At 57.9% G+C, this 24,882-nt stretch carries 24 protein-coding genes and 1 other RNA gene; 7 read left to right on the forward strand and 18 right to left on the reverse strand.

Annotation, left to right across the window (positions count from 1 at the left end):
• Positions 1-254: 254 nt before the first annotated feature.
• The 8 genes from G3578_RS20185 to G3578_RS20220 form a co-directional block, all read right to left on the reverse strand.
• The gene (locus G3578_RS20185) at positions 255-656 is read right to left on the reverse strand and encodes a hypothetical protein (RefSeq protein WP_165215547.1); all 402 of its coding nucleotides are present in this window, start codon (positions 654-656) and stop codon (positions 255-257) included.
• A gap of 41 nt (positions 657-697) precedes the next feature.
• Positions 698-1,555, reverse strand: coding sequence for a deoxyribonuclease IV (locus G3578_RS20190; protein ID WP_165215550.1), 858 nt, complete (start codon positions 1,553-1,555; stop codon positions 698-700).
• A gap of 78 nt (positions 1,556-1,633) precedes the next feature.
• Complete coding sequence (locus G3578_RS20195) at positions 1,634-2,695, reverse strand: HD-GYP domain-containing protein (RefSeq protein WP_165215552.1); 1,062 nt, start codon at positions 2,693-2,695, stop codon at positions 1,634-1,636.
• A gap of 127 nt (positions 2,696-2,822) precedes the next feature.
• Positions 2,823-4,349 carry a solute symporter family protein gene (locus G3578_RS20200; RefSeq protein WP_165215555.1) on the reverse strand — a complete coding sequence of 509 codons (1,527 nt, stop codon included), beginning with the start codon at positions 4,347-4,349 and terminating at the stop codon, positions 2,823-2,825.
• A gap of 81 nt (positions 4,350-4,430) precedes the next feature.
• Positions 4,431-5,966, reverse strand: coding sequence for a solute symporter family protein (locus G3578_RS20205; RefSeq protein WP_165215557.1), 1,536 nt, complete (start codon positions 5,964-5,966; stop codon positions 4,431-4,433).
• A complete protein-coding gene (locus G3578_RS21055) occupies positions 5,966-6,319 on the reverse strand; it encodes a DUF485 domain-containing protein (protein ID WP_165215560.1) in 354 nt (117 codons plus the stop codon). Before G3578_RS21055 ends, G3578_RS20205 begins: the two co-directional genes overlap by 1 nt.
• Positions 6,320-6,463: 144 nt before the next feature.
• Positions 6,464-7,237, reverse strand: coding sequence for a LytR/AlgR family response regulator transcription factor (locus G3578_RS20215; RefSeq protein ID WP_165215562.1), 774 nt, complete (start codon positions 7,235-7,237; stop codon positions 6,464-6,466).
• A gap of 15 nt (positions 7,238-7,252) precedes the next feature.
• Positions 7,253-8,992 carry a LytS/YhcK type 5TM receptor domain-containing protein gene (locus tag G3578_RS20220; protein WP_165215565.1) on the reverse strand — a complete coding sequence of 580 codons (1,740 nt, stop codon included), beginning with the start codon at positions 8,990-8,992 and terminating at the stop codon, positions 7,253-7,255.
• A 174-nt stretch (positions 8,993-9,166) separates the two neighbouring features.
• On the opposite strand from G3578_RS20220, the gene asnB reads away from it, so the two are divergent.
• Complete coding sequence (asnB, locus tag G3578_RS20225; protein ID WP_165215568.1) at positions 9,167-11,014, forward strand: asparagine synthase (glutamine-hydrolyzing); 1,848 nt, start codon at positions 9,167-9,169, stop codon at positions 11,012-11,014.
• Positions 11,015-11,140: 126 nt separating this feature from the next.
• On the opposite strand, the gene G3578_RS20230 is transcribed toward asnB, so the two are convergent.
• From G3578_RS20230 to rnpB, 3 genes are all read right to left on the reverse strand, one after another.
• Positions 11,141-11,644: a GDYXXLXY domain-containing protein gene (locus G3578_RS20230; protein WP_165215570.1), complete on the reverse strand. Its 504-nt coding sequence runs from the start codon at positions 11,642-11,644 to the stop codon at positions 11,141-11,143.
• Positions 11,641-12,879, reverse strand: a complete 1,239-nt coding sequence (locus tag G3578_RS20235; protein ID WP_165215573.1) for a DUF2157 domain-containing protein — start codon at positions 12,877-12,879, stop codon at positions 11,641-11,643. Before G3578_RS20235 ends, G3578_RS20230 begins: the two co-directional genes overlap by 4 nt.
• A 136-nt stretch (positions 12,880-13,015) precedes the next feature.
• Positions 13,016-13,403: RNase P RNA component class B (rnpB, locus tag G3578_RS20240), an RNA gene on the reverse strand.
• Between the two features lie 159 nt (positions 13,404-13,562).
• Here rnpB and G3578_RS20245 point away from each other — a divergent pair.
• Both G3578_RS20245 and G3578_RS20250 read left to right on the forward strand, forming a co-directional pair.
• Positions 13,563-13,889: a HesB/IscA family protein gene (locus tag G3578_RS20245; RefSeq protein ID WP_165215575.1), complete on the forward strand. Its 327-nt coding sequence runs from the start codon at positions 13,563-13,565 to the stop codon at positions 13,887-13,889.
• 3 nt (positions 13,890-13,892) lie between these two features.
• A complete protein-coding gene (locus G3578_RS20250) occupies positions 13,893-14,420 on the forward strand; it encodes a gamma carbonic anhydrase (protein ID WP_165215578.1) in 528 nt (175 codons plus the stop codon).
• Positions 14,421-14,453: 33 nt separating this feature from the next.
• Here G3578_RS20250 and G3578_RS20255 read toward each other — a convergent pair whose 3' ends face one another.
• Positions 14,454-15,158: a DUF1385 domain-containing protein gene (locus G3578_RS20255; protein WP_165215580.1), complete on the reverse strand. Its 705-nt coding sequence runs from the start codon at positions 15,156-15,158 to the stop codon at positions 14,454-14,456.
• 85 nt (positions 15,159-15,243) lie between these two features.
• Here G3578_RS20255 and yfkAB point away from each other — a divergent pair, with 85 nt between their 5' ends.
• Together yfkAB and G3578_RS21220 are read left to right on the forward strand one after the other, a co-directional pair.
• Positions 15,244-16,359, forward strand: coding sequence for a radical SAM/CxCxxxxC motif protein YfkAB (gene yfkAB / locus G3578_RS20260; RefSeq protein ID WP_165215583.1), 1,116 nt, complete (start codon positions 15,244-15,246; stop codon positions 16,357-16,359).
• A 31-nt stretch (positions 16,360-16,390) separates the two neighbouring features.
• A complete protein-coding gene (locus tag G3578_RS21220) occupies positions 16,391-16,645 on the forward strand; it encodes a small, acid-soluble spore protein, alpha/beta type (RefSeq protein ID WP_165215585.1) in 255 nt (84 codons plus the stop codon).
• 59 nt (positions 16,646-16,704) lie between these two features.
• On the opposite strand, the gene G3578_RS20270 is transcribed toward G3578_RS21220, so the two are convergent.
• From G3578_RS20270 to G3578_RS20285, 4 genes are all read right to left on the reverse strand, one after another.
• A complete protein-coding gene (locus G3578_RS20270) occupies positions 16,705-16,890 on the reverse strand; it encodes a hypothetical protein (RefSeq protein WP_165215588.1) in 186 nt (61 codons plus the stop codon).
• Between the two features lie 90 nt (positions 16,891-16,980).
• Positions 16,981-17,778: a carbon-nitrogen family hydrolase gene (locus tag G3578_RS20275; RefSeq protein WP_165215590.1), complete on the reverse strand. Its 798-nt coding sequence runs from the start codon at positions 17,776-17,778 to the stop codon at positions 16,981-16,983.
• Positions 17,779-17,965: 187 nt separating this feature from the next.
• Entirely contained in the window at positions 17,966-18,262 is a 297-nt protein-coding gene (locus G3578_RS20280; protein WP_165215593.1) for a LysM peptidoglycan-binding domain-containing protein, read from the reverse strand.
• Between the two features lie 238 nt (positions 18,263-18,500).
• Positions 18,501-20,030, reverse strand: coding sequence for a fumarate hydratase (locus G3578_RS20285; protein ID WP_165215595.1), 1,530 nt, complete (start codon positions 20,028-20,030; stop codon positions 18,501-18,503).
• A gap of 163 nt (positions 20,031-20,193) precedes the next feature.
• Between G3578_RS20285 and G3578_RS20290 the strand changes: the two genes are divergently transcribed.
• Both G3578_RS20290 and G3578_RS20295 read left to right on the forward strand, forming a co-directional pair.
• Positions 20,194-22,134, forward strand: a complete 1,941-nt coding sequence (locus G3578_RS20290; RefSeq protein ID WP_165215597.1) for a beta-propeller domain-containing protein — start codon at positions 20,194-20,196, stop codon at positions 22,132-22,134.
• An 88-nt stretch (positions 22,135-22,222) separates the two neighbouring features.
• Complete coding sequence (locus tag G3578_RS20295) at positions 22,223-22,912, forward strand: tetratricopeptide repeat protein (RefSeq protein WP_165215599.1); 690 nt, start codon at positions 22,223-22,225, stop codon at positions 22,910-22,912.
• Between the two features lie 80 nt (positions 22,913-22,992).
• On the opposite strand, the gene G3578_RS20300 is transcribed toward G3578_RS20295, so the two are convergent.
• Together G3578_RS20300 and G3578_RS20305 are read right to left on the reverse strand one after the other, a co-directional pair.
• Positions 22,993-23,682: an MBL fold metallo-hydrolase gene (locus G3578_RS20300; RefSeq protein ID WP_241254736.1), complete on the reverse strand. Its 690-nt coding sequence runs from the start codon at positions 23,680-23,682 to the stop codon at positions 22,993-22,995.
• Positions 23,683-23,894: 212 nt separating this feature from the next.
• Positions 23,895-24,869 carry a phosphotriesterase family protein gene (locus G3578_RS20305; RefSeq protein ID WP_165215603.1) on the reverse strand — a complete coding sequence of 325 codons (975 nt, stop codon included), beginning with the start codon at positions 24,867-24,869 and terminating at the stop codon, positions 23,895-23,897.
• Between the last annotated feature and the right edge of the window lie 13 nt (positions 24,870-24,882).

The raw sequence follows: 24,882 nt of genomic DNA on the forward strand, positions 1-24,882 counted from the left end.
CACTTCAGACAGCGAGATCAACGTCTCAAACCCAGATTCGTTTCCCCCGGCTACCGCCATTCTACACCTTTACTCATGAAAAAAGGTCAATCAGATGTTACTCTGATTGACCTCATAATACGGAAACCAGATGTTGAGCCCCCTGCCCGCGTCGCGTTTCGGAGCGGACACTGCCAACTTCTTCGCTGGTCGGCAAGAGAGCGAGCGGGAAATCCCCTATGCCCGACTTTGTCTATACACTGAGGCGGCACCTCCTATTCGGAGAGGCCGCCTTTTCGTTTCGCGAACCAGACGTCACCCAGCAGCTTCACCAGCTCTTTCGGCAGCGACTGGGGCGGGCGCACTTCGTTTCCCGCCGCATCCACGGCGCGGTAGAGGAGCGCCTTGTCATCGGCAGGGTCAGACTTTGTCTCCAGCGTCAGACCGTCCATCTCCCCCGCCATTTGCCAATCCAGGATCATGATCTGGTATTCCGCCGGAGCCAGTTCGATATATTGTCCGTCGGGCAGATCCACCACCGCATAGCCGTCGTGCTCGATCTCCGCTTCGTAGATGTGACCGTTGGCCGCCTCGTAGAGCGCCAGTTCGCCCGGATTGTTCAAGTTTTCGGCGATTTGTTGAAAATCGGCAATCGTAACCTTGATCGTTCGTTTCATCGTCTTCCCTCTACTTTCTGTTGGATACGTGTTCCACTCTATCATGTTTGTCCGGAACCCGCCAGCGCCAACCGCTCTTGCAAAAAGGCGATCTCTTCCCGGTGGCTGCCGTCGGCCGGTGCGGGCGTTTCCAGGATCACGGGCAGTGCCGCCAACTCTGCCGTTTGCAGGAGGGTCAGCAAAGCTTCCTCCCCGATCGCTCCCCTGCCGATATTGGCGTGGCGGTCCCGCCGTGAACCGGATGGATAGACGGAATCGTTGAGATGAATCGCTTTCAGTTGGTCAAAATAGCCCAATTTCCGCGCTTTCTCCGCCACCTCCGGCCAGTTGTCCCCCCGCCACATGCCGCTGGCAAAGGCGTGGCAGGTATCCAGGCAGAACCCCACTTGTTCGGGCCTGTCCAACAGGCTCCGCACCTGCGTCAGCTCTTCCAGCGTCATGCCAATGGCTCCGCCCTGCCCCGCGTTGTTTTCCAGCAGGATCAGCGCGTCGCCGTCCCACTGGTTGAGAATCTCATTCAATGTGTGGATCATCAGATGATAGCCGTACAGCGGATCGGCCGCCTCCCCCTTGTATTGGCCGAAATGAACCACCACCCCCACGGACCCGCACGCTTCCGCGATGGCGAGGTCGCACAGGATGGAGCGTACGGTCTTTGCAGCCAAATCGGGATCATCCACCGCCAAATTGGTGGGATAGGCGGTATGGGCGATGGAGAGCAGGCCGTGTTCGCGGCAGAAGGCCTGGCAGAGGCGCGCGTCCCGCCGATCAAACGTTTTGACAGCCAGGCTGCGCGGGTTTTTGGGAAAATATTGAAAGGAGCGGGCTCCCAGCCGCAGGGCCGTCCGGGCCGCTGCCGCATATCCCGCCCGTATGCTTACATGGCAACCCACTTTCATGCGCATGCCCCTTTCCCTGTTCTTCCCTATAATCTCTGCAAAGCGCAAAAGAAAAAACCTGTTTGGGCGCAAACAGGTTTATGCCAGCATCCCGGTGATGAAGATGGTCGGCTCCTCGCTGAGATCCACGTCGTATACTTCATGATCGCTATCCAGGGTCTGGATCGTTCCTTTTTCCCTTTTGATAACCCGGACCACCGGACGCGACGGCAGCCCGCGGTTCTGATCGATGACCACCCCCACCTCCCCTGTGCTGAGGCGCAACGAAGAGCCTGTCGGGTAGGTGGCAATCGAGCGGAGAAACCGGATCACCATCTGGTGGTCAAAGCGCTTGTTGGCCAGCGCCATGATTTTTTCGCACGCCTCGTACGGATGGCAGGTCTCCTCTTCGGCGGAAAAGGGGGAAATCAGGTTGTCGTAGTAGTTGGCAATCGCCACGATCTTGGCGAAATCATGAATCTCCGCCCCTGTCAGCCCGCGCGGCTCCCCGCTGCCATCCACCCATTCGTGATGCTGCAGGGCCACGTGGGCGGAGACGATGCTCATCTCATGTTTTTTGCGCAGCAGGTGAAATCCTTTCCATGCATGATGTTCGGTTTGGCCGGGTGTGCCATTCGCGTACGCGGCATCGTCCTTGACCACCTTGCCGATATCGTGCAGGAGAGCCCCGACCGCCAGTTCCTTCAACTGCTGCTGGTTGTAGCCGAGCGAGATGCCCATGACCGTCGCCATCATGCAGACATTGAGCGAATGGATAAACATGTGGTTGTCCGCCGTCCGAATATCGGACAGGTTCAACAGCAGACGGCGATTGCGCAAGGTCTCGTCAATGATGCTGTTCACCGACTTTAGGATGCCGCGCAGGTCCATGCCTTTGCCCGTCTGCACGCACTGCATCGCTGCGGAAAGGCTGGCGATCGCTTCCTTCCGCGTCGTTTCCTGTACCACGTCTTCCATCTTCACATCCTGGAGGTGCGGGTCTTTGATGCACAGCATGGTCACGCCGAAACGGCGAAGCTTGTTGATCATGCCGACGGTCAGCTGCATGTCCGCCTGCAACAGCGTCAAGCCGTCGCTCGTATAGATGCTGCGGGCAAGCGTATCTCCTGGTTCCACATCGTCAAGACTGATGTAACGCATCGCGGTTGTTCTCCTCCAGAGTCATCTCTCGTGCGCTTTGCCGATGCCGGCAATCATTTCCATGTTCTTTCGACAGAAATCGGCAAAATTCCTTCTCCTCCGATGTGGGCGATCTGGGAGGGCCGCCTCATGAACGCCCGCCCGTATGCGCCCGCAGCAGCATCTGTTCGTATCGCGCACAGCCGCCTGGTTCGCGCGACAGCAGCGTCCCCAGCACGGCGCCGAGGAAGCCGAGCGGGATGGAGACAATCCCCGGATTGGCCAGCGGAAACATCGTGTCCGCCCGGATCAGGCCATCCACCGGGTTCATCACATACGGCCCCAGCATCACAAGGATCACGGAGGAGAGAAGCCCGGTGAAAATGCCGGCAAGCGCTCCCGTTGTCGTAAAACGGCGCCAATACAGCGTCAGCAGGATCAGCGGCAGATTGGCCGAAGCCGCCATCGCAAAGGTAAGGGAGACCAGAATGGCGACGTTCATGTTTTGGGCGCCGATAGCCAGCACGATCGAGATGACGCCGACCCCGATGGACGAGCATTGGGCGGCGGTGACCTGCTCGTTCTCCGAAGCCATCCCTCTCCGCAGCACATTGGCGTACAGGTCATGCGCAAAGGCGGAGGAAGCCGACATCACAAGCCCCGTCACAACCGCCAGGATGGTGGCGAAGGCGACGGCCGTGAGATAGGCCATGAGAAAATCCCCGCCCAGGGCATAAGCCAACAGCGGGACAGAGAGATTGCCTCCGTTTTCCCCCATCCGGATCTGCTCCCATCCGACAAAGACGCTCGCGCCAAACCCGAGAAAAATGGTCATCAGGTAAAAGGAGCCGACCACCCAGGTGGCGGTAACGACCGATCGGCGGGTGGTCACGGCATCCTTGACGGTAAAAAAGCGCGCGACAATGTGCGGCAGCCCTGCCGTCCCGAATATCAGGGCCAGATGCAGGGAGATCGTCTCCAGCGGGTTGACGAATTCGTTGCCCGGCTCAAGAAACCGCTCACCCAGCGGCGAATGGGCCTTCACGGCGGCAAACATCTCCAGCAGGTTCCAATGAAAGCGCGACAGGACGATCAGGCTGACCAGGAGGGTGCTGGCCAACAGCAGGATCGCCTTGATGATCTGGACCCATGACGTCGCCACCATGCCGCCGAACACCACGTAGATCGTCATCAATCCCCCCACAATCATGACGGCGCTGGCGTAATCGATGTCAAGCAGCAGGTGGATGAGAGCCCCGGCCCCCACCAGCTGGGCGATCATATAGAAAATGGTAATCGTCAGGGTGTTCAGGGCGATCACCCCGCGCAGCAGGGGACTGTCAAAACGAACGGCGATGGCATCGGCCAAGGTGTAGGTGCCGAGGTTGTGCAAAGGTTCCGCCACCAGATACAGCATCACCAGATAAGAGACCAGAAACCCGATTGCATAAAAAAAGCCGTCAAATCCGTACATGGCAATCGTCCCGGTGATGCCGAGAAACGACGCGGCGCTCATGTAATCACCGGCGATGGCCCAGCCATTCTGCAAGCCCGTCAGCCGATGGCCCGCCGCATAAAAGTCGCGCGCATTGACGGTCCGTTTGGCGGCCGAGTAGGTGATAGCCAGTGTGCCGACCACGACGGCCAGAAAAAAGATGATGGTGGTGACGTTCATCCGCGTCCCTCACGATCCAATAAAAAGAAGCTGGAGAATTCTTCTCCAGCCTCTTCGCAATCTCCTTCTTTATGTTATGGGTTACACCGTATCCCCGATGCCGGTATTCACCTTGACCAGGATCTCCTCATATTTGGCATCGTCTCTGGATGTGGACAAAACCGTCCCCAGCCATGCCGCGATAAAGCCAAGCGGGATGGAGACAATCCCCGGATTGGAGAGCGGGAACAGCGCATTGCCAACCAGGATGGCCTTACCGGCTTCCGGGTTCCAGACGTTGGGGCTGACGGCCACCAGAATCAGGGCGCTGAACAGTCCGACCAGCATGCCGGTCACGGCCCCTGTGGTATTGAACCGTTTCCAGAAGATCGTAAAGATAATCACGGGAAGGTTGGCGCTGGCTGCCACGGCAAACGCCAAAGCCACGAGAAACGCGACATTCATCTTCTGAGCGAACAGGGCAAGCAGGATGGAGACGACCGCCACACCGACAGATGCCCATTTCGCCGCTTTCATCTGCTCCGCCTCCGTCGCTTTGCCTCTCCGGACGATATGGCTGTAGAAATCGTGGGCAAAGGCGGAAGCCGCTGTGAGGACAAGACCGGCGACGACGGCAAGGATGGTCGCGAATGCAACGGCCGAAATGAACGCGAACAGGAAGTCGCCGCCCAGCGCCTGGGCAAGCAGCGGCGCCGCCATGTTGCCGCCTTTGTCAGCCTTCAGGATCACATCCTGCGTGACGAAGGCTGCCGCTCCGAACCCGAGGAAAATGGTCATGACATAAAAGATGCCGATGATCCAGGTCGCATAAACGACCGACTTGCGTGCGGTGGAGGCATCCTTCACGGTGAAGAAGCGGATCAGGATGTGCGGCAGCCCCGCCGTGCCAAGCACCAGCGCAAGGTTCAGAGAGATCGTGTCCAGCCCGTTCTTGAACCGGTTTCCGGGATTCAGGAACGCGTCTCCCAGGGGAGTCGCCGTCTTCATCTGCTCAAACATGGCCGAAACGCTGAAGCCAAACTTGGCAAAGACGATCAGGGAGATAATCAGGGTGCCCCCCATCAGCAGGACCGCTTTGACGATTTGCACCCAGCTTGTCGCCCTCATGCCGCCAAACACGACGTATACCGTCATCAGAATGCCCACGATCAGCACGGACGTAATGTAATCCAGTCCGAGCAGCAGTTTGATCAAGGCGCCGGCCCCCACCAGCTGCGCGATCATGTAAAAGATCGAGATGGCGATCGTATTCAGCGCAGCGACGCCGCGCACCTGCTTGTTGTTGAAGCGGGCCGCGATCATGTCGGCCATGGTGTACTTGCCGAGATTGCGCATCGGTTCCGCCACGAGATACAGGACGACCAGATACGCCACCAGAAAACCGATGCTGTAGAAAAAACCGTCAAACCCGGAGAGCGCGATCATCCCGGCAATCCCCAGAAAGGATGCGGCCGACATGTAATCGCCCGCGATCGCCAGCCCGTTCTGCCACCCCGTAAGGCCGCCGCCTGCGGTGTAAAATTCGCTGGTGCTGTTCGTGCGTTTCGCAGCCCAGTAGGTAATGTAGAGGGTAATCGCAACAATGATTAAAAAGAGGATAAAGGCGGTACCATGCATCAGTGATTCCCTCCTTTTGCTTCCTGCTTGATCTCTTCGACAATGGCATCAAATTCCCGCGACTTTTTCGTATAAAGGATACATAACGCCCACGTCATGACAAATTGGGCAAACGCAAACACCCACGCCCAGGTGATCGCGCCTACCGCCGGCGTATTCAATACTTTTGAGTAGGATGTCAGCACCGGAAGCAGAAAGTAAAACACGAAGAAGAAAACGGACCACGGCACGATAAAGGCCTTTTTGCGCTGCAGCAGCGTATTGAACTTGTCGGAACGGGCAATTTCCGCGTAGTTGACCGACCTTTGTTTTCCTGCATTCGCGTCCTTGGCCGCCGAAGTTGTGTTTGCCACGCTGGATACCTCCTTTGTTTTTTTATGGTTAGCCCGCTTCACCTGAATGTAAGCGCTTACCACATATTGTAACGAAATCTTGCCAATATTGTAAACTTTCTGCGCAACATGTCGTTTTTCGTGCGTAACATGCAGGGCTGTCCCCTACAACTGCTCCCCTTCCAGCCGTTTCAACAATTCGCGCGCATAGGAGCGGGATACCGGAATCTGGACGCGCTTGCCTTCCTTCAGCAGCAGATTGTAAGCGCCGTTAAACCATGGCACCAGCTCGCTTACATAGTGCAGATTCACCAGGTAGCTCCGATGCGTCCGGAAAAAGTTGTAGGCGTGAAGCTTCTCCTCCAGCTGCTGCAGCGTCATCTTGGACGTGTAGGTGTCGGTCAGCGTGTGGATCTGAATCACCCGCTCATCGCGCACGGCATACAGGATCGTCTGCGGGTCGATCACCACGAAGCGGTTGTTATCCTCGATCAGGAGCTTCGTCACCTTGGGACCGGGCCCTGGCGCGGCAGTGGGCGGGGAATCCTTTCCGTCCGCAGCGGGCAGCGCTTCGTTCAGCCGCTTGCGGATGCGCTGCAGGGTTTCCTTCAGCCGGTGCGGCTCCGTCGGTTTAAGCAGGTAATCGACCGCATTGAGCGAGAAGGCATCCAGCGCATAATTTTCGTACGCGGTGGAAAAGACAATCAGCGGCTGCTGCTTGCGGGAGGTCAGCATCCGCGCCGCCTGAATCCCTTCCATCTCCGGCATTTTGATGTCGAGAAAGACAACGTCCGGTTCATGTTCTTCCACCAGCTTCAGAAGCTCGCGGCCGTTTGTCGCTTCCGGCAGCAGTTCGATATCTTCCTCCTGCGCCAGCAGATAGGCCAGTTCCTCCCTTGCCAACCGCTCATCTTCGGCAATCATCACACGAATCGGCATGCTTGACAAACCCCTTCACTTCATGATCGGAATGGAAAAGCGTATCTGGCAGCCGCCTTCCGCCCTGTTGGCAAACCGCAGGCGCGCATCCGGTCCAAACAGGCTGATCAGCCGCTGGTTCACATTATGGACCCCGATGCCGTTGCCTTCCGTCCGCGAAACCGGCATCTCCCCGAGCTGATCCAGGATCTCGGGCGGTATCCCTGTCCCGTTGTCTTCCACAAGCACCTCCACGCGCTCCTGCCGGCGGCGAAGGGCGATGCGGATGAAGCCGCCGCATGTCTTCTCCTTCAGGCCGTGGAGAATGCTGTTTTCCACCAGCGGCTGGAACGTGCCGGGCGGAATCATCACATGCTCGATCCCGCTCTCCACTTCGCAGCTGACCGTAAATTGCTCGGCGAACCGGATGCGGACGATTTCCAGATAAGCATTGAGGTGGCTCAATTCCTGTTCGATCGAGACGAGCTGGGCGGACGTCATTTTCAGGTTCATGCGCAGAAAGACTGCCAGCTGGATCGTCATGTGCCGGGCCAGATCGGGATTTACGCGGATCAGCGTCACGATGGAATTGAGGGTGTTGAACAGGAAATGGGGATGAATCTGCGCCTGCAGCATGCGCAGTTCGGCATCCTTCATCAGCCCCGTGATCCTTTCCGCCAGCGCCAGCGTCAGCTGGTTGGAAATCAGGTTGCTCAAGCCTTGGGCCAGCACTTCCTCTACTTTGCGGATTTGCTGCGGCCGCTTGAAATAAAGCTTTAACAGCCCGACCGATCGCCCCGCCTGATTGACCGGAACGATCAGGAGCGCCGCCAGCCCGCAGGCAGGGTGACGGCAGTTGATATGCTCCCGGGACAGCCCGACCTGCACCTGACCCGTCAGAAGCGCCCGCCGCGCCAGATCCGCCTTGATTCTCTCGCCGGGCAGATGATGATCGGCCCCGATCCCCACATGGGCGAGAATCTGTTCCGTATCCGATACCGCCACCGCAGCGGCTTTCAGCTCCTTCAGCAGCAGTTGGGCGGCGGCGCGGGCCGTTTGCGGGGTTAATCCCAGCTTGAGATGGGGTAGGATCAGCTCGGCGATCTTCAGCGCCCTTTCCGTCTCGATGGCCGCCGAACGCTCTTCTTCTTTCAGGGCGACGCGGATCATGGTGGTGAAGATGGCGATCGAGATGCTGTTGGTCAGTACCATCGGGATGCCGATGATATTGACCAGCGTCCGCGCCGCATCCGGGGGCGTGGAGAAGATCAGGATCATGCCCATGAGGAGGATGGGGGCAAACATCCCGATAAACAGCGATTTTGCTGGCGAGATGACGCGCTCTTCGGTGAAAAAGCGCGCCACAAAGCCGACCAGCAAACCGGTGATGGGGGCAGAGACGCATCCGGACAAGGCGGTCATCCCGCCCAGGCTGTAGAGATGCAGACCGGTCAGCAAACCGGCCCCCACCCCCACAACCGGCCCGCCCAACAGCCCGCCGATGACGACACCGACCAGGCCCGCATGCGCGATCGACTCGTCCGGTTCCAGATGAAAAATCCAGAACGATGGCAGAAACGACGTCCCCTTTACGAGAACCCCGGCATAGGTGCCCGCCACACCAAACAAACCGAACAACAGGGAAAAGGACAGGGCGGTACGGACACGCACTTCCCGGTCGAGCAGCTGCCGAAACAGCGGGATTCGGGTCAGGATAAACGTAAACATCAGCAGGATACCCATCCGCTCGAACAAGAGCAGCGTCAGTGTCTCCAACGAATCGCCCCCGTTTTTCCATGCAAGGAAATTTGTAAGAATTATACTATAATTTTCAAAACGGCCGCCAGCTTCCTTTTTGACGCCGAATGCGGGCGGGACAAACAACTCCTCCTCCCTCCCTGCATACCATGTGCTATGTTTCGCATGCTGCAAAAGGAAGGATGTGCGCCTATGTGTGGAATTACCGGATGGATCGATTGGGAACGCGATCTGTCCCAAGAACAACCTGTCCTGGAACGGATGACCAATACCTTGACGTCCCGGGGTCCGGATGCGGAAGGGTATTGGATATCCCGCCATGTCGCCCTTGGTCACAGACGGCTGTGTGTCGTCGATCCGGCCGGGGGAGGCCAACCCATGACCAAACTGTACGGCGATGACGTGTACACGTTGATATATAACGGGGAACTGTACAATACGGAGGAGATTCGGCGCGAGCTGGCGGCGAGGGGGCATCGCTTCGGCTCCCATTCCGACACGGAAGTGCTGCTCACCTCCTATATCGAGTGGGGCGTCGACTGCCTGGAGCGGTTTAACGGCATTTTTGCCTTCGCCATCTGGGACGAACGCAAGCAGAGGCTCTTTCTCGCCCGCGACCGGACGGGGGTCAAACCGCTCTTTTACGCGGTGAGAGGCAGCCGCTTTCTGTTTGCCTCGGAATTGAAGGCCCTGCTGGCCCACCCCTCCGTAGAGCCGGTCATCGATCGGGAGGGGCTGGCCGAAATCTTTGCCATCGGACCCGCACGGACGCCAGGGCACGGCGTTTTTCGCGGCATCGCCGAAATCAGGCCCGGGCATTATGCGACGGTGGATCCTTCGGGCGTTGCCCTGCGGACATACTGGTCGCTCACCAGCGCTCCCCACACGGACGATCTGGAGACCACCATCGAGACCGTCCGCACCCTTGTGCTCGACTCGATCGAACGGCAGCTCGTCTCCGATGTGCCCATCGCCACCCTGCTGTCGGGCGGCCTTGACTCCAGCACCATCACGGCGGTCGCCGCCCGGGTCTTCCAACGGGAGGGGCGCGGCAGGCTGCATACCTATTCCATCGATTACAAGGGGAACGACAAGCATTTTCGGCCGAACGATTTCCAACCCAATGCCGACGCGCCCTGGATCAGGCGCATGTCAGCCTATCTCGGCACCGAGCATCATGCGATCGAGGTCGATACGCCCGAACTGGTGGAAGCGTTGAAAACAGCGGTGATCGCCCGCGACCTGCCGGGCATGACCGACGTGGACGCTTCTCTCTATCTGTTCTGCCGCGAAATTAAAAAGGAGACCACAGTGGTCCTCTCCGGCGAATGCGCGGACGAGGTATTCGGCGGTTATCCGTGGTTTTACCGGGAGGATGCGCTGAATGCCGGCACCTTCCCGTGGGCGCGGATGACGGCCGAACGCGCCCGCTGGCTCTCCCCCGACGTGCGGGACCTGATTCAGCCGGAAGCGTATGTCGCCAGGCGTTATGCGGAAACCCTGGCCGAGGTGCCCCGCCTGGAAGGGGAGTCGCCGGAAGAAGCCCGCAGGCGGGAGATGTTTTACCTGAACATCACCTGGTTCATGAACACCCTGCTGGATCGCAAGGACCGGATGAGCATGGCAGCCAGCCTGGAGGCCCGTGTGCCCTTTTGCGATCATCGCCTGGTGGAATACGTCTGGAACATCCCCTGGCTGATGAAAACCTATCTGGGTCGGGAAAAAGGCATTCTGCGCAAGGCGATGGAAGGCATACTGCCCGATGATGTCTTGTACCGCAAGAAGAGCCCCTATCCCAAAACCCACAACCCCGCCTATGCCGAGGCGACGCGGACATGGCTGCTGGAAGTGCTGGCGGACAGTTCCTCGCCGCTCCTGCCATTGATTGATGTCGATGCGGTCCGGGCGATCGCCGCTTCCGACGCCAAGGCGTCCGGCATCCCGTGGTTCGGCCAGTTGATGAGCACCCCGCAGCTTTTCGCCTATCTCGCCTCGATCGATTATTGGCTGCGGACGTACCGCGTGTCCATTCAAGCGTGAAAACCCCCGCCGACTTAAGCTATGCTTAACCCCAAAAAGTGACGTTGACCTTCGAAGCATAATCCGAATACTTTTTGGGGACCCTTGAACATGTTGTGTCGGCGGGAAACCCTGAAAGGTTGTTCGTCAGCGCAATCGCTCAATGATGGCGTCTCCGCTTTCGGTCACCCGCAGATCGACCAGCAGGAACGGTTTTTGTTCCCATTCCCTGCCGGTATTCTCCTGCAGATAGAACCGGTTCAGCCCATAATCAATATGAAGCGTCCCGGTGTACTCATCCTGATAGAGGAGCGTTCCGCGCAGCAGCGCCTGCCCCTCCCGAAGCCGGGGCGGTTGCTGGTAGACGCCGACCGCTTCGAACCAGGGATGTGTCTTTTTCTCCAAAACCACATACACGGGGACATCGTCGAGGCCGTCGGCGATGTCCTGCTGCACGTGCTGCTTGTTGATCTCACTGATCTCGTAGTGCAGGCGGACATAATCACCGGAAAACAGATCGCGCGGATCAACCGGGGCCGTTTTGAGGGTGACGCTCATCCCGGACGCGGCGATGTATTGGTATTTCCCCACGATCGACAGCAGCAGCGCGATTTGAAAGACAACGATGAAAAGCAGCCTGAATCGTCTCATCGAGACTCCCTCCTTGCATCGTTTACCCATTTGCGCCGCTGCCGTTCCAGCAGACCGCTGATCACGAGCATCAAAGCCCCGCCCAGCAGGAAAAAGAGGGATTTGTCCAGAAAATCCCAGGCGAAATTGACATACCCGACGACACAGCTGACGCCGAAAAAGAGGGCGCCCAGATTGATGCGGTCCACCTGCCGTTTGCGTTCGCCGCCGACGATCATCCCGATGGCAAAGGCAAACAAGCCGAGAATCAGGACGACGGCGGCATTCTTCAAGAGAAGCGGAGATAGCCAATAGACGAGGAGGTGTGCCAGGAAGGGAATCAGGTCCGTTGCGTTCTCCGGCTGCCTGGCCCGGTAAGAGAGCATCGCCGACCACCCTGCCAACAGCGCAAGGCCTGCCGCCAGCCACGTGTCCGTCACGTTGTGGGCAGGGATGTCATAGGGCTCGAAAATGAGGAATACGGTCAGCAGCACGCTTCCCAGATAACCAAGGTTGCGCAGCACGGTCGGGATGGGGGCGAGTGACGTCGGCAGCCATTGCCCGGCCAGATAGCAGGCGAGAAAAAGAACGGGATACACCATGCCATCGCCGACATCATCCAGGTCATAAGCGGCGGAAACAAGCAGCAGACTCCCGGAGAGAGCGGTCAGCCACGCTCCGCGGAACCGCCACACCAGCGGGGCAAGGCCCGCTGCAAAAAGCAGGTAAAAAAAAACTCTTTCCATGCCGTCATGATACCTGTCCTCCATCCCATAGAGGGCGGAAACAGTCAGGATGAGCAGACAGACCCAGGCGATCAGCCGGCTGCGGTAGTGCCAGGCGAGCGGAACCGCTCCGGCAAACCACAGGTAAAACGCGTAAACCGGATGGGCAGACACCTGATAGATCTGGCCGATCAGGAAGATGCCGGCGCCATAGATGGCGATGCCGACGATGGTCAGGGCCACTCCCCAACCCTCATGCCCTTTTCGGCGCCCCCATTCCCCTGCAGCATAGGCAGCCGCCAGGGAAACGATGATCGTGGTCAACTTGGTGCCAGGCAAGAGTCCCTGCCAGTTGGAGGCGATAAACGTCAGCACCCCCAAACCGAGCAGGACAGCGGCCAGGATGGGCAGGACAGGCGTTCGCGCCCCGCCTGCATACCGGCTCATGATCCGTTCATGCTGGTCTTCGTCAATGATGCCTTCATCCTTCCACTTTTTCGCTTCAGCTGCCAGCCATTTCACTTTGTTCATGGGCATTCCTCCGCATGCGTGTGATGTGAGGCACCTTTCAACTATATACGAATATTGTACCACGCATCTGCCAATAACGAAAAACCGCCTTGCTGCCAAGGCGGTTTCACCTGATTCACTTGCCTGAGATAAGAAATGCTGTAAGCCAGGTTCTGTACTCCCGTGCTGCAAACGGGTCTCCCCTCGCACCAAGAGCGGTAGTCATCTATCTATGGCGCATGGTGCGCCATCCGTCCCTCCGTTCATTTCCTTCAGGACGGTTCCCCTACCAAAATTTGGGTTTCTCGCTCGCAGGGTTTACCGCGTTCCATCTTTCCTGTCGCCAGGAAAGCTCCGTTTCTGTGGCACTTTCAGCGTACTCGGGTCTCAGGGAGAACCCTTTCCGCGCCGTCAGCGACGCCGAAGCCTCGCTGCCCTGGTTTATCACCAGGTACGAACACTCCAGGCATCTCAGCCTGGGCGAGCCTGGACTTTCCTCTACCGCAGCCGCCAGAAGCGAACTGCGGCAGCGACTACCCGCATTCCTTATCTCTATTGTGATTTCGCATGAAATAATTTATCATACATCGGGAATGCCGGTCAACTGAAATGACTGGCAGGGAAAGAAAATTGTTCAATTTCCCTTCCTGTAGTAGAATTACGTATGGATTCTGCCGCACCGATTCGAAGGGAAGGAATGTGCCATGATTACCATCACCCCTGCAGCCAGCGCCCGCTTGTCGGCGCTGATCAGCCATGAACCGGACGCGGACAGGCTCGGCATACGCCTGGTGGTGACCACGACGGGCTGCGGCAGCTACGCCTACAGCATCGCCATCACCGAACCGTCACCGGATGAGAGCACCATGACCATCTCCGGCATCATGCTTTGTTACAAAGAAGCCGATCGGCCGTTTCTTGAGGGGAGCATCGTGGATCTGAATCCCCACACCGGCCGCCTGCAGGTGTTCCGTCCGCATCCGCCGGCATCTCCATGCCCGCTTCCGCAGGGTGTACATAAGGAGGAATAGCGCTTGTTGATACTGCCTTTTGAAGGGAAAAAACCGCAAATCGATCCGTCCGTCTTCCTCGCGCGCGGTTCCGTGGTGACCGGCGATGTCACCATCGGCGCCGACACGTCGATCTGGTACAATACCGTGATTCGCGGCGACATCGCGCCCACCGTCATCGGCCGGCGCGTCAGCGTGCAGGACAACAGCACGCTGCACCAGAGCCCCGGCAATCCGCTGATCATCGAGGATGAGGTCACGATCGGCCACAATGTGATTCTGCACAGCTGCATCATCCGCCGGGGAGCCCTGATCGGCATGGGTGCCATTGTGATGGATGGCGCCGAGATCGGGGAAGAAGCGATGGTGGGAGCCGGCGCCCTGGTTCCACCCGGCATGAAAGTGCCGCCCCGCACCCTGGTGGTCGGTTCCCCGGCAAAGGTAAAACGGGAGCTGACCGAAGATGACTTCCGGGAGTTTCGCCGCATCCGCCAGTCCTATGTAGACAAGGGCAAGATCTACAAACGGCTGGAGGAAGAAGCGGGCAGCTGACGCATAACCGGCCTTCCCTGTGCGGCAGGCCGGTTATTTGGTGCCGGCGGGCATGGAACGGTAGTGTTCAAACAGCCGGTAGGAACGAATCGCCGTCTCCAAATGGAGGCGGTCCGGCTCCTTGGTGGTTACGTAACGCTGCAAAAAAGCGGAGATCCGGTAGATTACGGGCAGATAGCGGCGCAGGTAGCCTTCTGCGGCTATGCCTGCAAGAAAACCCGCCGCGCCTGCCACCACGGCGCCGGAAAGCGGCGCAAACGGCACCGTGAGCAGAAACGGCAGGAAGAAGCAGGTAACCAGATTGGTGGAGCAGCCGCTGTTGACGATGTCCGCCCGCCGGATCTCCTCCAGAGCTTCCAGCCGCTTGACGCCGGGATAGCTGAACACCTTGTGCTCGGCCCCGTGAAACTTTTTCAACCGGGCCGGAAAGACGAAATGAAAGCCGGCCAGATAAACGACCGCCCACAGGGGATCCACGGCCGTGAGCCATCGCAGCCCGGGGATGTGCGCGATCGGCAGCATATCAAGTGCCCCCAGCAGGAAGAGAGCCAGCATAAGGTGAAACAGATGGTAATACCATGGCAGGGAGAGGACGACACGCCACCACATTTTGCCCATGGTGCGCAGCGTGATGGTCTCCGCCCACAGATGAATCGTTCCCTTCTTTACTTCGGCGCAGGCAATTACCTTGCGATCATGAAAAAACACGCCGTTTCCAAACGAGATGCCCGTTATCATCGCCAGGTATTCTCCTTTCGCCATGATTTTGTTCGATTTGCATGAATGTAACGACTATCCACCCGCTTGAAGGAGGTTTCATTCGATGGTTCGCCTGGTTCCAACCACACCGTTGACGCCCACGCAAGATCCGTGGGAGCCGCTCTATAACGCCGCTCCCCCTTCCTATAAATTGACGAGCGTAGAATTTACCGTAACCAATCTGTGCAACCTGCGCTGTGAGCATTGTGCGGTCGGGGATACCCTCCGCTTCAAGGACGACGCGCCGATGCCGATGGCGGACATCCTGCGCCGGCTGGATGAAGCGGAAGATCTGCTCACCCTCAGTATAACAGGCGGCGAACCGATGTACAGCGAACGGACGGTAAAAGAGATCATCCTGCCGCTTCTCCGCTATGCCGCCGAACGCGGACTGCGCACACAGATCAATTCCAACATGACGATGCCTTTCTCCCGGTACGAGCTGATCCTGCCCTATCTCGACGTGATGCATATCTCCTGGAACTGGAGCACGCCGGAAGAATTCCACAGTATCGTATACGCAAAAACGCCGCAGCAGGTGTCGCTCAAACAGGCAGAAAACCTTTTCCAAACCATCGTCACCAACGTGCAGCAGCTGTCCAAGGAAGGGGTCTTTGTCTCAGCCGAAACCATGATCAACGCCCGCACCTGGCGGAAGCTGCCCGAACTGCACCGCCAGATTCACGCGATGGGGTGCCGGCGCCACGAGGTTCATCCCATGTACCCGAGCGATTTCGCCCGCGATCTGGAAGTGCTCTCTCTGGATCAGCTGCGGGAAGCGATCCATCGCCTGCTGGATGAACGCAACGAGGAGATGTGGATGCTGTTTGGCACACTGCCGTTCTTCGCCTGCAGCCCGCTGGCAGCGGATCGCGAGCTGATCCGGCGCCTGCGGGAGGCCAGGAACGTGTCCGTCCGCAATGATCCGGACGGCCGCAACCGCCTGAATGTCAATGTCTTTACCGGCGATGGCATCGTCACGGACTTCGGGGATGTGGAGCCGCTTGGCAACCTCAAGACCCACTCGCTGCAGGAGATGTTCCAGCGCTGGCTGGCCCATCCGCTCAACCAACAGATCAATTGCTACTGTCCGGAAGCCCGCTGCGCCGGCCCCAACCTGCTGGTGAAACATGCCTATTATCCAACCGTTTCCTTCAAGGAACGGAAAGCGCTCGTCTAAATGGCGCATACTAACGGGGGAGGTGTTTGTCGTGGCCAGAAGGCGCAGACCCCTCGTCCCCGGCGCAGAGGACGGGTTAAACCTGCTGAAAGCCCGTTTGCAAAACGTTTTGGAACCGGAAGATGCAAAATATCAAGCGGCCCGTAAGCTGAACATTCCGCTGCAGCCGGGATACAACGGCAATCTGACCGCCCACGATGCGGGGCGCATCGGCGGTCAACTGGGCGGCAGCATGGTCAAAGCGATGATCCGCTCGGTGAAGGAACAGATGGCCCGCCGGCCATAAGCGGCATAGCTAAAGAAGACGCCTTGGGGAAAGGCGTCTTCTTTCATATCAGCCAACCGTCAGAACCGTTCGTCAGGCTTCTGTTCCTGCCTGGGCTGACCCAGCATATGGCGGCTCAGCTTGTTTACCCGGTGAAACGAATCGAACATTTGATCGAGAACCTCGACGAGTTCCCGCATTTGGACCACTTTTCCGTGAACTCCTTCGAAATGATGGCGAATGTTTTTGCCATTCAACCGAACCATCGATTCACCTCCCCCAGACTTTCTCTGTTATCACCCTATGCCAAAGAGGCTCTTCTGGAGAAGGGTTTGCCCTTTTGCCATCGCCCAAATTTATGCCATGCGATACAAGCCGGGCCTGCGATCCGCAAACACCGGAATGCGGCCGCGGACTTCATCCACGAGCGCGAAATCGATCTCGCCCGTGACGATCTCTTCCTGCTGCATCGCTTCGGCCACGATCTCGCCCCAAGGATTGATCACCATGGAATGGCCGCAGAAGGTGTTATTGCCGCCGTCTCCCACCCGGTTGCAGGCAACCACGTACATCTGGTTCTCGATCGCCCGGGCAATCAGCAGCTGCCTCCAGTGATTCAGCCGGGGATGGGGCCACTGGGCGCAGACAAACAGCGCTTTAACCCCATGCAGGGCGTACGTTCTGAACCACTCCGGGAAGCGGATGTCGTAGCAGATCATCGAGCCGGTTGGCTGACCATCCATGGTATATATCCCGACCTCATCTCCCGCGGTCAGATACTTTTCCTCCTCCATGAGTCGAAACAAATGCGCTTTGCTGTATCGCCCAATCAACGCGCCCGAGCGATCGAACACATAGGAGGTGTTGTACACCTTGTTGCCGATCCGCTCGGCGATGGAGCCGCCGACCACGAAACTGTTCAACCGGCGCGCCGTCTCGCTCAACAGTGCTTTTGCCTGTGCGCCGCTGTCATCGGCGATCTCATCCAGCCGCTCCAGGTCGTACGCCGTATCCCACAATTCGGGAAGGAGAAGCAGGTCGGTTTCCTTCCCCTCCAGGCGTTCGACCATCTGCCTTACCTTCTCCCTGTTCTGCTCCGGCTGACCGAAGGCCACATCCATCTGCAGCAGCGCCACGTTCCACTTTTGCTTCATTCGTCAAAACCCCTCTTTCGCGCTCTCTCGCTCACGTGCCATTTCGTTGCTTCTATCGTAGCGTCCGGGACAGCGGAGTTCAAGACAAAAATGAAGGGAGCGGGGGGATTCCCGTTCCCTTCAGACTGACGAAAACAGTGCGGCATGGCATGATGGGCCCTGTGCGAAGTTCCCTTTAGAGAACCGGCTATGTGCGCGGACGAGGGCCTTCCAGTCTGGTTACCCGGCGATTCAGATCCACGACCTGTCTTTCCAGCCGATCAACGCGGTTTTCCAGTCGGTTGACCCGTTGATCCAGGCGATCCAGCCGCTCGTTGACATTGCCCGGAGTCGGCGGCCGGCCGGTCGGGATGAAGATGGTTTGACCCACAAAGAGTCGATACGGATATTGCAAATTATTCACGCGGATAATCTCTTCCACAGGCACGCCGAAGCGGCTGGCGATTCCAATGAGGGTGTCGCCCGGCTGAACGCGATAGTTCACTTTGCTCACTCCTTTTATCCTGCATCGTCGCTATTACCCTATGCCCGGCGTGACCATGCGGACATCAACGGACACCCATTTCTTGCAAAAAACTATCCATAACCATTCGGAGTCGGCCTGGGCGGATGCTGCGGAGGGCGCGGCCGGGACAGGGACCTTGCTTCAACGAAAAAACCCGGGGCCGCATCTTTCCATGCGCGCCTCGGGTTTTCGTCCCTCTCTTCGTTATTTTCTTTTCTTATTTGAAGACCGGTTCGGCCAATTGGGCCAATTTCTCCAGCGAGCTCTTCTCCACATCGGCATGCAGGCTGTTGCCGTGCGCGTCCATCGTGACAATCGCGGCAAAGTTTTTCACGCGCAGGTGCCACATCGCTTCCGGAATGCCGAACTCCATGAAGTCGACCCCTTCTACCTTTTCGATGCAATCCGCGTAATACTGGGCGGCTCCACCGATTGCGTTCAGGTAGACCGCACCGTGCTCCTGCAGCGCTTTGAGCGTCTTGGCCCCCATGCCGCCTTTCCCGATCACGGCGCGAACGCCGAACTTCTTGATGATCTCGCCTTGATACGGTTCTTCGCGGATGCTGGTCGTCGGGCCTGCCGCCTTCACATGCCATTCTCCCTGTTCGTCTTTCAGCATCACCGGACCGCAGTGGTAGATGATGCCGCCTTCCAGATCAACCGGACAGTCGTGATCCATCAGGTACTTGTGCAGCGCATCCCGGCCGGTATGCATCAGGCCGTTGATGATCACCACATCCCCCACCTTCAGGCTGCGAATTTGCTCTTCCGTAATAGGCGCCTCAAGCACCACTTCCCGTCGCCCTTCCCCTGTCGGCGCGTCAGCTGGCGTTTGGTCCATCTCGACGATTTCGTCCTTGTAGAGATAGTGGAGGATTTCGCCGGTTTGCGGATCGATCGCGACGCCCTGACGGCGGAAAGCCCAGCAGTTATAGGCGACGGAGACGAAAAAGCTGGCGGGCAGACGGTTTTCCACGCCGATTTTACAGCCCAGAAGCGTCGTATTGCCGCCGAAGCCCATGGTTCCGATGCCGAGCGTATTGGCCGCTTCCATAATATACTCTTCCAGCTCGCGCAGCGTTGGATTGGGATTGACGTCATCGACACGGCGGAACAGCTGGTGCTTCGCCAGCGCATAGCCGGAGGTGCGGTCTCCCCCGATTCCCACACCGATGAATCCGGCGCTGCAGCCCTGTCCCTGTGCCTGATAAACGGCGTGCAAAATGCACTTGCGGATGCCATCCAGATCGCGCCCCGCTTTGCCGAGCCCCTCCAGTTCGGTCGGCAGCGAATACTGGATGTTTTTGTTTTCACAGCCGCCCCCTTTCAGGATCAGGCGGACTTCAATCACATCTTTCTCCCACTGTTCGAAGTGAATCACCGGCGTTCCGGGCCCGAGGTTGTTGCCCGAGTTTTCCCCGGTCAGGGAATCGACGGAGTTGGGACGCAGCTTGCCCTGCTTGGTCGCTTCCGCCACGGCTTCCAGGATGGCTTTCTTCATCTCGATCTGGTTGGCTCCCACCGGCGTCTTGATCTCAAAGGTGGGCATGCCCGTATCCTGGCAGATCGGGGATACATTCTCTTCGGCCATTTTGATGTTTTGCGTGATGGTGGAGAGGGAAAGCGCGGATCTTGTGCCCAGATCTTCCCGTTTTTTCGCCTCGTTGATCGCCTTGCGCACATCCGGCGGAAGATAGGTGGATGTCTCCGTGATGAGCGCCAGCATGCTCTCTTTGAACTTGTTCATCTATGTCGCTCCTTTTCCCTGAAAAGTCACAAGCGTTCGTCTTGTAAACGTCATTCATTATACCACAGATGCGTGTACATGAGTATGACACTCCTTGCACTTCCCCTGAAACGAAACGGCAGGAACCGCGTCCAACAAGCAGAAAAACGCGAGGAGGATCAGCATGGTAACATATGCGCGGCAAGTCCGGCTTCTCTGTTCCTTGCTGGCGGCCTTAGTGCCGCTGGTGATGTTTGCCTCCCCGTCCTCGTCAGACGAGGAGACGCGGGCGTCCGGGGGTAATCCGCTTCCGGTCGTCGGTTCGTATGCCCATCTGAAACAGCTGCTCGCCAAGGAATGGGAGTATCACCGTACGCTTCGGATGGATTATGCCGTGGAAAACGGCGCGGTATTCAAAGCGGGTGCCCCTCAGGCTGCGGTCCCTGCTGCCGGCACCGCCCCCGCCGACGCCGTTTATTCCGCCACCAACGTGCAGGTGGAAGGGGTGGACGAGGCGGATATCGTCAAGACGGACGGGACTTACCTCTATCAGGCGCGGCAGGAGGAGGTTGTCATCACGCAGGCCTATCCGGTCCAAGAGATGAAAATCGTCAGCCGCCTGCCTTTCCAGGGAGAGCAGTTCACCCCGCAGGAGCTGTATGTGGACGACAATTACCTGGTGGTGATCGGAGAATCCCACCCCGCTGTTTATGATGCGGCGCAGGCTGACTACTTCGTGCCCGTTACGACGAAAGCCGTCCTCTACGACATCCACGACAAAACCGCCCCCCGGCAGCTGCGGGAGGTGGAGATCGAGGGCAGCTATCTGACCTCGCGCAAGATCGGTTCCTCCCTGTACCTGATAAGCAGCCGCTCTATTAATCTGTATGGGGTGATGCAGGCGGAAACGGAGCTGCCGCCGCCGGTTTACCGGGATTCTCTCTTTGAACAAACATTCAAAGGCATTGGCTATCAGGAGATCCGCTACTTCCCGGACAACGTGAGGCCAAACTACCTGCTGGTCGCCGGTCTCAATCTGGATCAGCCCAGGCAGCATCTGGATGTCTCCGCCTACCTCGGTTCCGGCGAGCATGTGTATGCATCGGCAGCCAATCTCTATGTGGCTGTCAGCAGGAACGAGGTAACGCCCGCTGCCGCGAAACGCGTACCTTTCGTCGGCCCCGTGCCAGCCAACCAGAGCACCACGGTGTACAAATTCGCCCTGACCAACGGACACGTTGCTTACAAAGGCAGCGGCCGCGTGCCCGGAACCGTCCTGAACCAGTTCTCCATGGACGAACAGAACGGCTTCCTGCGGATCGCCACGACGGTTGGCAATATCTGGCGTAACGACGAAGCCACTTCGAAAAACAACATGTATGTGCTGGACGCATCCCTGCGGACAGTCGGCAAGCTGGAAAACATCGCGCCCGGCGAAAAAATCTATGCCGTGCGCTTCATGGGCAGCCGCGCTTACATGGTGACGTTCAAAAAGGTGGATCCCCTGTTCGTGATCGACCTGCAAGACCCGAAAGCGCCGCGAATCCTCGGCAAGCTGAAAATCCCCGGCTACAGCGATTACCTCCATCCGTATGACGAGAACCATCTCATCGGTTTCGGCAAGGATACCACAGAAGTGAAGGATACCGCCTATTATCAAGGACTGAAGGTGGCCCTGTTCGATGTGTCGGACGTCGCCCATCCGAAAGAGATGTTCAAGGAGGTGATCGGGGACCGCGGAACCGATTCCGAGCTGCTGCGCAACCACAAGGCCCTCCTGTTCTCCAAAGAAAAAAACCTGCTCGCCTTCCCCGTCACCCTGATGGAGAAGGACAAACAGGTCCGGAACGGAAACAGCCTCGAATACGGCAGCTTTACCTTCCAGGGCGCCTATGTGTACTCCCTCGACCTCGCGCACGGCTTCCGGCTGCGCGCCCGCATCACCCATCTGGACCCGGAAGTGCCCCTGCAAGCCGGGGACGCCTGGTACAGAAGCGAGAACAATGTGGAGCGGATTCTGTATATCCGCAACATGCTGTACACCATTTCCGACACGACCATCAAAGCGCATGAGTTAACCACCCTCCGGGAAGCCGGTGTGCTGGCCATCCCTTCGCGGCAGTAGCCTGCGCCGGGGGGCAAGACTCTACCAGCCTGCGCAGAATCGTGCTAATATGGGGGTACGCGATTTGTAGGAAAGGAAGTAACCCGCCATGGCATTGCTAGATTTAAACGTGGTCTCGACCCTGTGCGGTTTGACGGCCGTCCTGGTGGCTGCGTTCATCCGACTCCACTGGCCGTTCCGCTTTCAGTATATCAGCAGTCTTTACCGCTACCGCCCCGACCTCATGATTCGCTGGCTGGAAACCTCCTATCGCCGCAATGGTTCCCGCACGGTCGCCATGCTGGATAAATCCACGGCCGAAATCATGAGGGGCAACTATGAGCTGGCGGAGAAGTTTATCGCAGAAGGTCTCACCTCCTGCAAGGAGAAACCCTCCCTGTTCAACCAGGCGATGGTTCACTATTTTTTCTACAATCTGTCCATCGTCTATCTGCAGCGCGGAAAGTACGGGGAAGCGCTTGATGTCGCATTTCGCGTCTATGAACGGGATCATTCCCTGACCAATGCGCTGGGAGTGATCGTCTGTGCCCATGCCAGGTTGGGCGACCTCGGCGGCGCTTGGGAAGCGTATCAGATGCTGCCCAAGAAACGGCTCAAGCCGGAACTGCAGCTTTTCTGCCTGGCGGAAATCGAAGCGGCGAAAGGCAACTTCGAACGGGCCGTCCAGTATTTGAAAAAGCTGCTGACCCTCCGCTTTGCCAGCATCCTGCATCTGAGCCGGACCGAAATCGAGAAGCGGCTCGAAGAATGGACGAAAGCCTCCACCCAAGCGGGATAATCGTCTCTTGTACAGTGAAAAAGGCCGTTGGTGCTTGCCGCACCTTCGGCCTGCTTGTCGTGTTGGCAGGAGCGTTTTGTTCATGAATCAAGTTCCGTCAGAATGGCACGCAGGAAGAGATCAATCTCCCCTTTCAGAATGGGGCCGTGTCCCGTGGCAAGCAGTTGAACCGGCCATTCCAGCACCGCTTCCACCCCTTCCCGAAAGGCGGCCACCTTTTCCGGTTCCTGCTCCTTCCATTTCGCAATGAAGCGGAGATACTGCGCCCTTCGCTCCGCTTCCTCCCCCACCACTTCTCCCAGCGGCTCGGCGAAGAAACAGAGATGATCCCCGATGAAGCATATTTTGCTGGCGGGATCAAAGTAGGCGACGGACCCTTCCGTATGGGCGGCGAGCTGTTTGAACGACAGCCCCGACACCTCCCCGGCCTTTCCGGTGAGGGTATGGCCGAAAAGCGTTTGGGAGAAATCATCCAGCTCGAAAAAATCTTCCAGATGGATCCAGTTGAGGCGGGATGGGAACATCTCTGCATTTCCAATGTGGTCGGGATGCCGGTGGGTAAAAAATACCTGCTCGATGCGCTCTTCCGTCACCCCGATCTGCTGCAGCGCCTGCTGCACATAAGGACGGTGCTTTCGCAGGTTGGTGTCTATGAGGAGAAAACGATCATCCCTTGCGATCACATAGTTGTTGATGAAGCTTTTCCACGCTTCTTCATACGTAATGATCGCCCAGACATGCTCGGCGATTTTGCGGGTAATATGCGGCAATTCCCATCTCCCCTCTCGACTGAAACTGACTGGCAGAACCATTTCCGTGTATTATAACATGATTTGGCGGCGGCTGCTGTGAAGGCAGGCCTTTTTGGGTGAATGGAACCAGGTGGTTCAACCCAGGCGGTTGACAGTGCCAGGCAAAAAAAGTCCCCCATCGGGCCGATGCTGACCCGTTTGGGGGGAATGGCGTCAAGCCTGCCGATCATTTAGGAAAACAATCTTCTGGGGTTCTCCACGAACATCCTGTCAAGTTGCTCTTCCCGAATGCCTGCTTTTTGCAGCACCGGAATCACGTTGTCAAACAGATGGGTGACATGCCAATTGGACAGCAACCTTTCGACGGTGGCCGGCATCGCCAGGGGTCTTCCGAGCCAGACATTGACCGTATCATGGGACAGCATGAGGCGATCTTCGAACCCCATTCCGAGCAAACCGATCAAAACGGTCGTTCTTGCCTCATCCGTAGGCGCTCCCACCAATCCTTGAATGCCGAATCGGTCAAAGGCAATGGATACGCCCTGCTGCAAAGTGCGCAGATGATAAGCCGCATCCGTATTTCCGCACATGTGCCCGATCACGATTTTCGCCGGATCCACCCCTTCTGCGAGCAGCAGCGCCGCCTGTTCAGGGCCCATCGTGCCTTCCTGGGTATGGGTAAGAATCGGGATTCCGGTCTCCTTGTGCGCCCTGGCAGCCGCTTTGAAAAACATCCGCTCATAATCGGTGATGCAGTCCTTGCTGGAAGCCAGTTTGATCACACCCGGCTTAATCCCCGTTTCCCCGATGCCTTCCGTGATCTCTTTCATGAACATGTCATAGATTTCGGATTCCGCGTCACCCAATCCCGCCCGGAACTTAAAATAGGCGGTCGCCCCTTCCCCTTCGTAGTAATAGCCGGTTGCGCACACGATTTGCAGCCCGGTTCTCTCGGCGATCTCTTTCAGCAGCACCGGATCTCTGCCGCACTCGTTGGGAGTGGGATCGACGACGGTTTTTACCCCATGGGCCATCACCCGTTTGGCCACCTCAATCCCCACCTGCAGAGCCTGTTCACGGTCGGGCTTGCCCAACGTGCAGTCTCCCGCAAACCCGGGATAGCCGAACTGGAAGTGTTCATGAATCAAGGTTTTTCCCAACCGGTCCGCCGTAATCGGCCCCAACACCGTATTCACCATGGTCATGCCTATCCCCCGT

Source organism: Brevibacillus sp. SYP-B805 (assembly GCF_011059135.1).
Lineage (GTDB): Bacteria > Bacillota > Bacilli > Brevibacillales > Brevibacillaceae > Brevibacillus_F.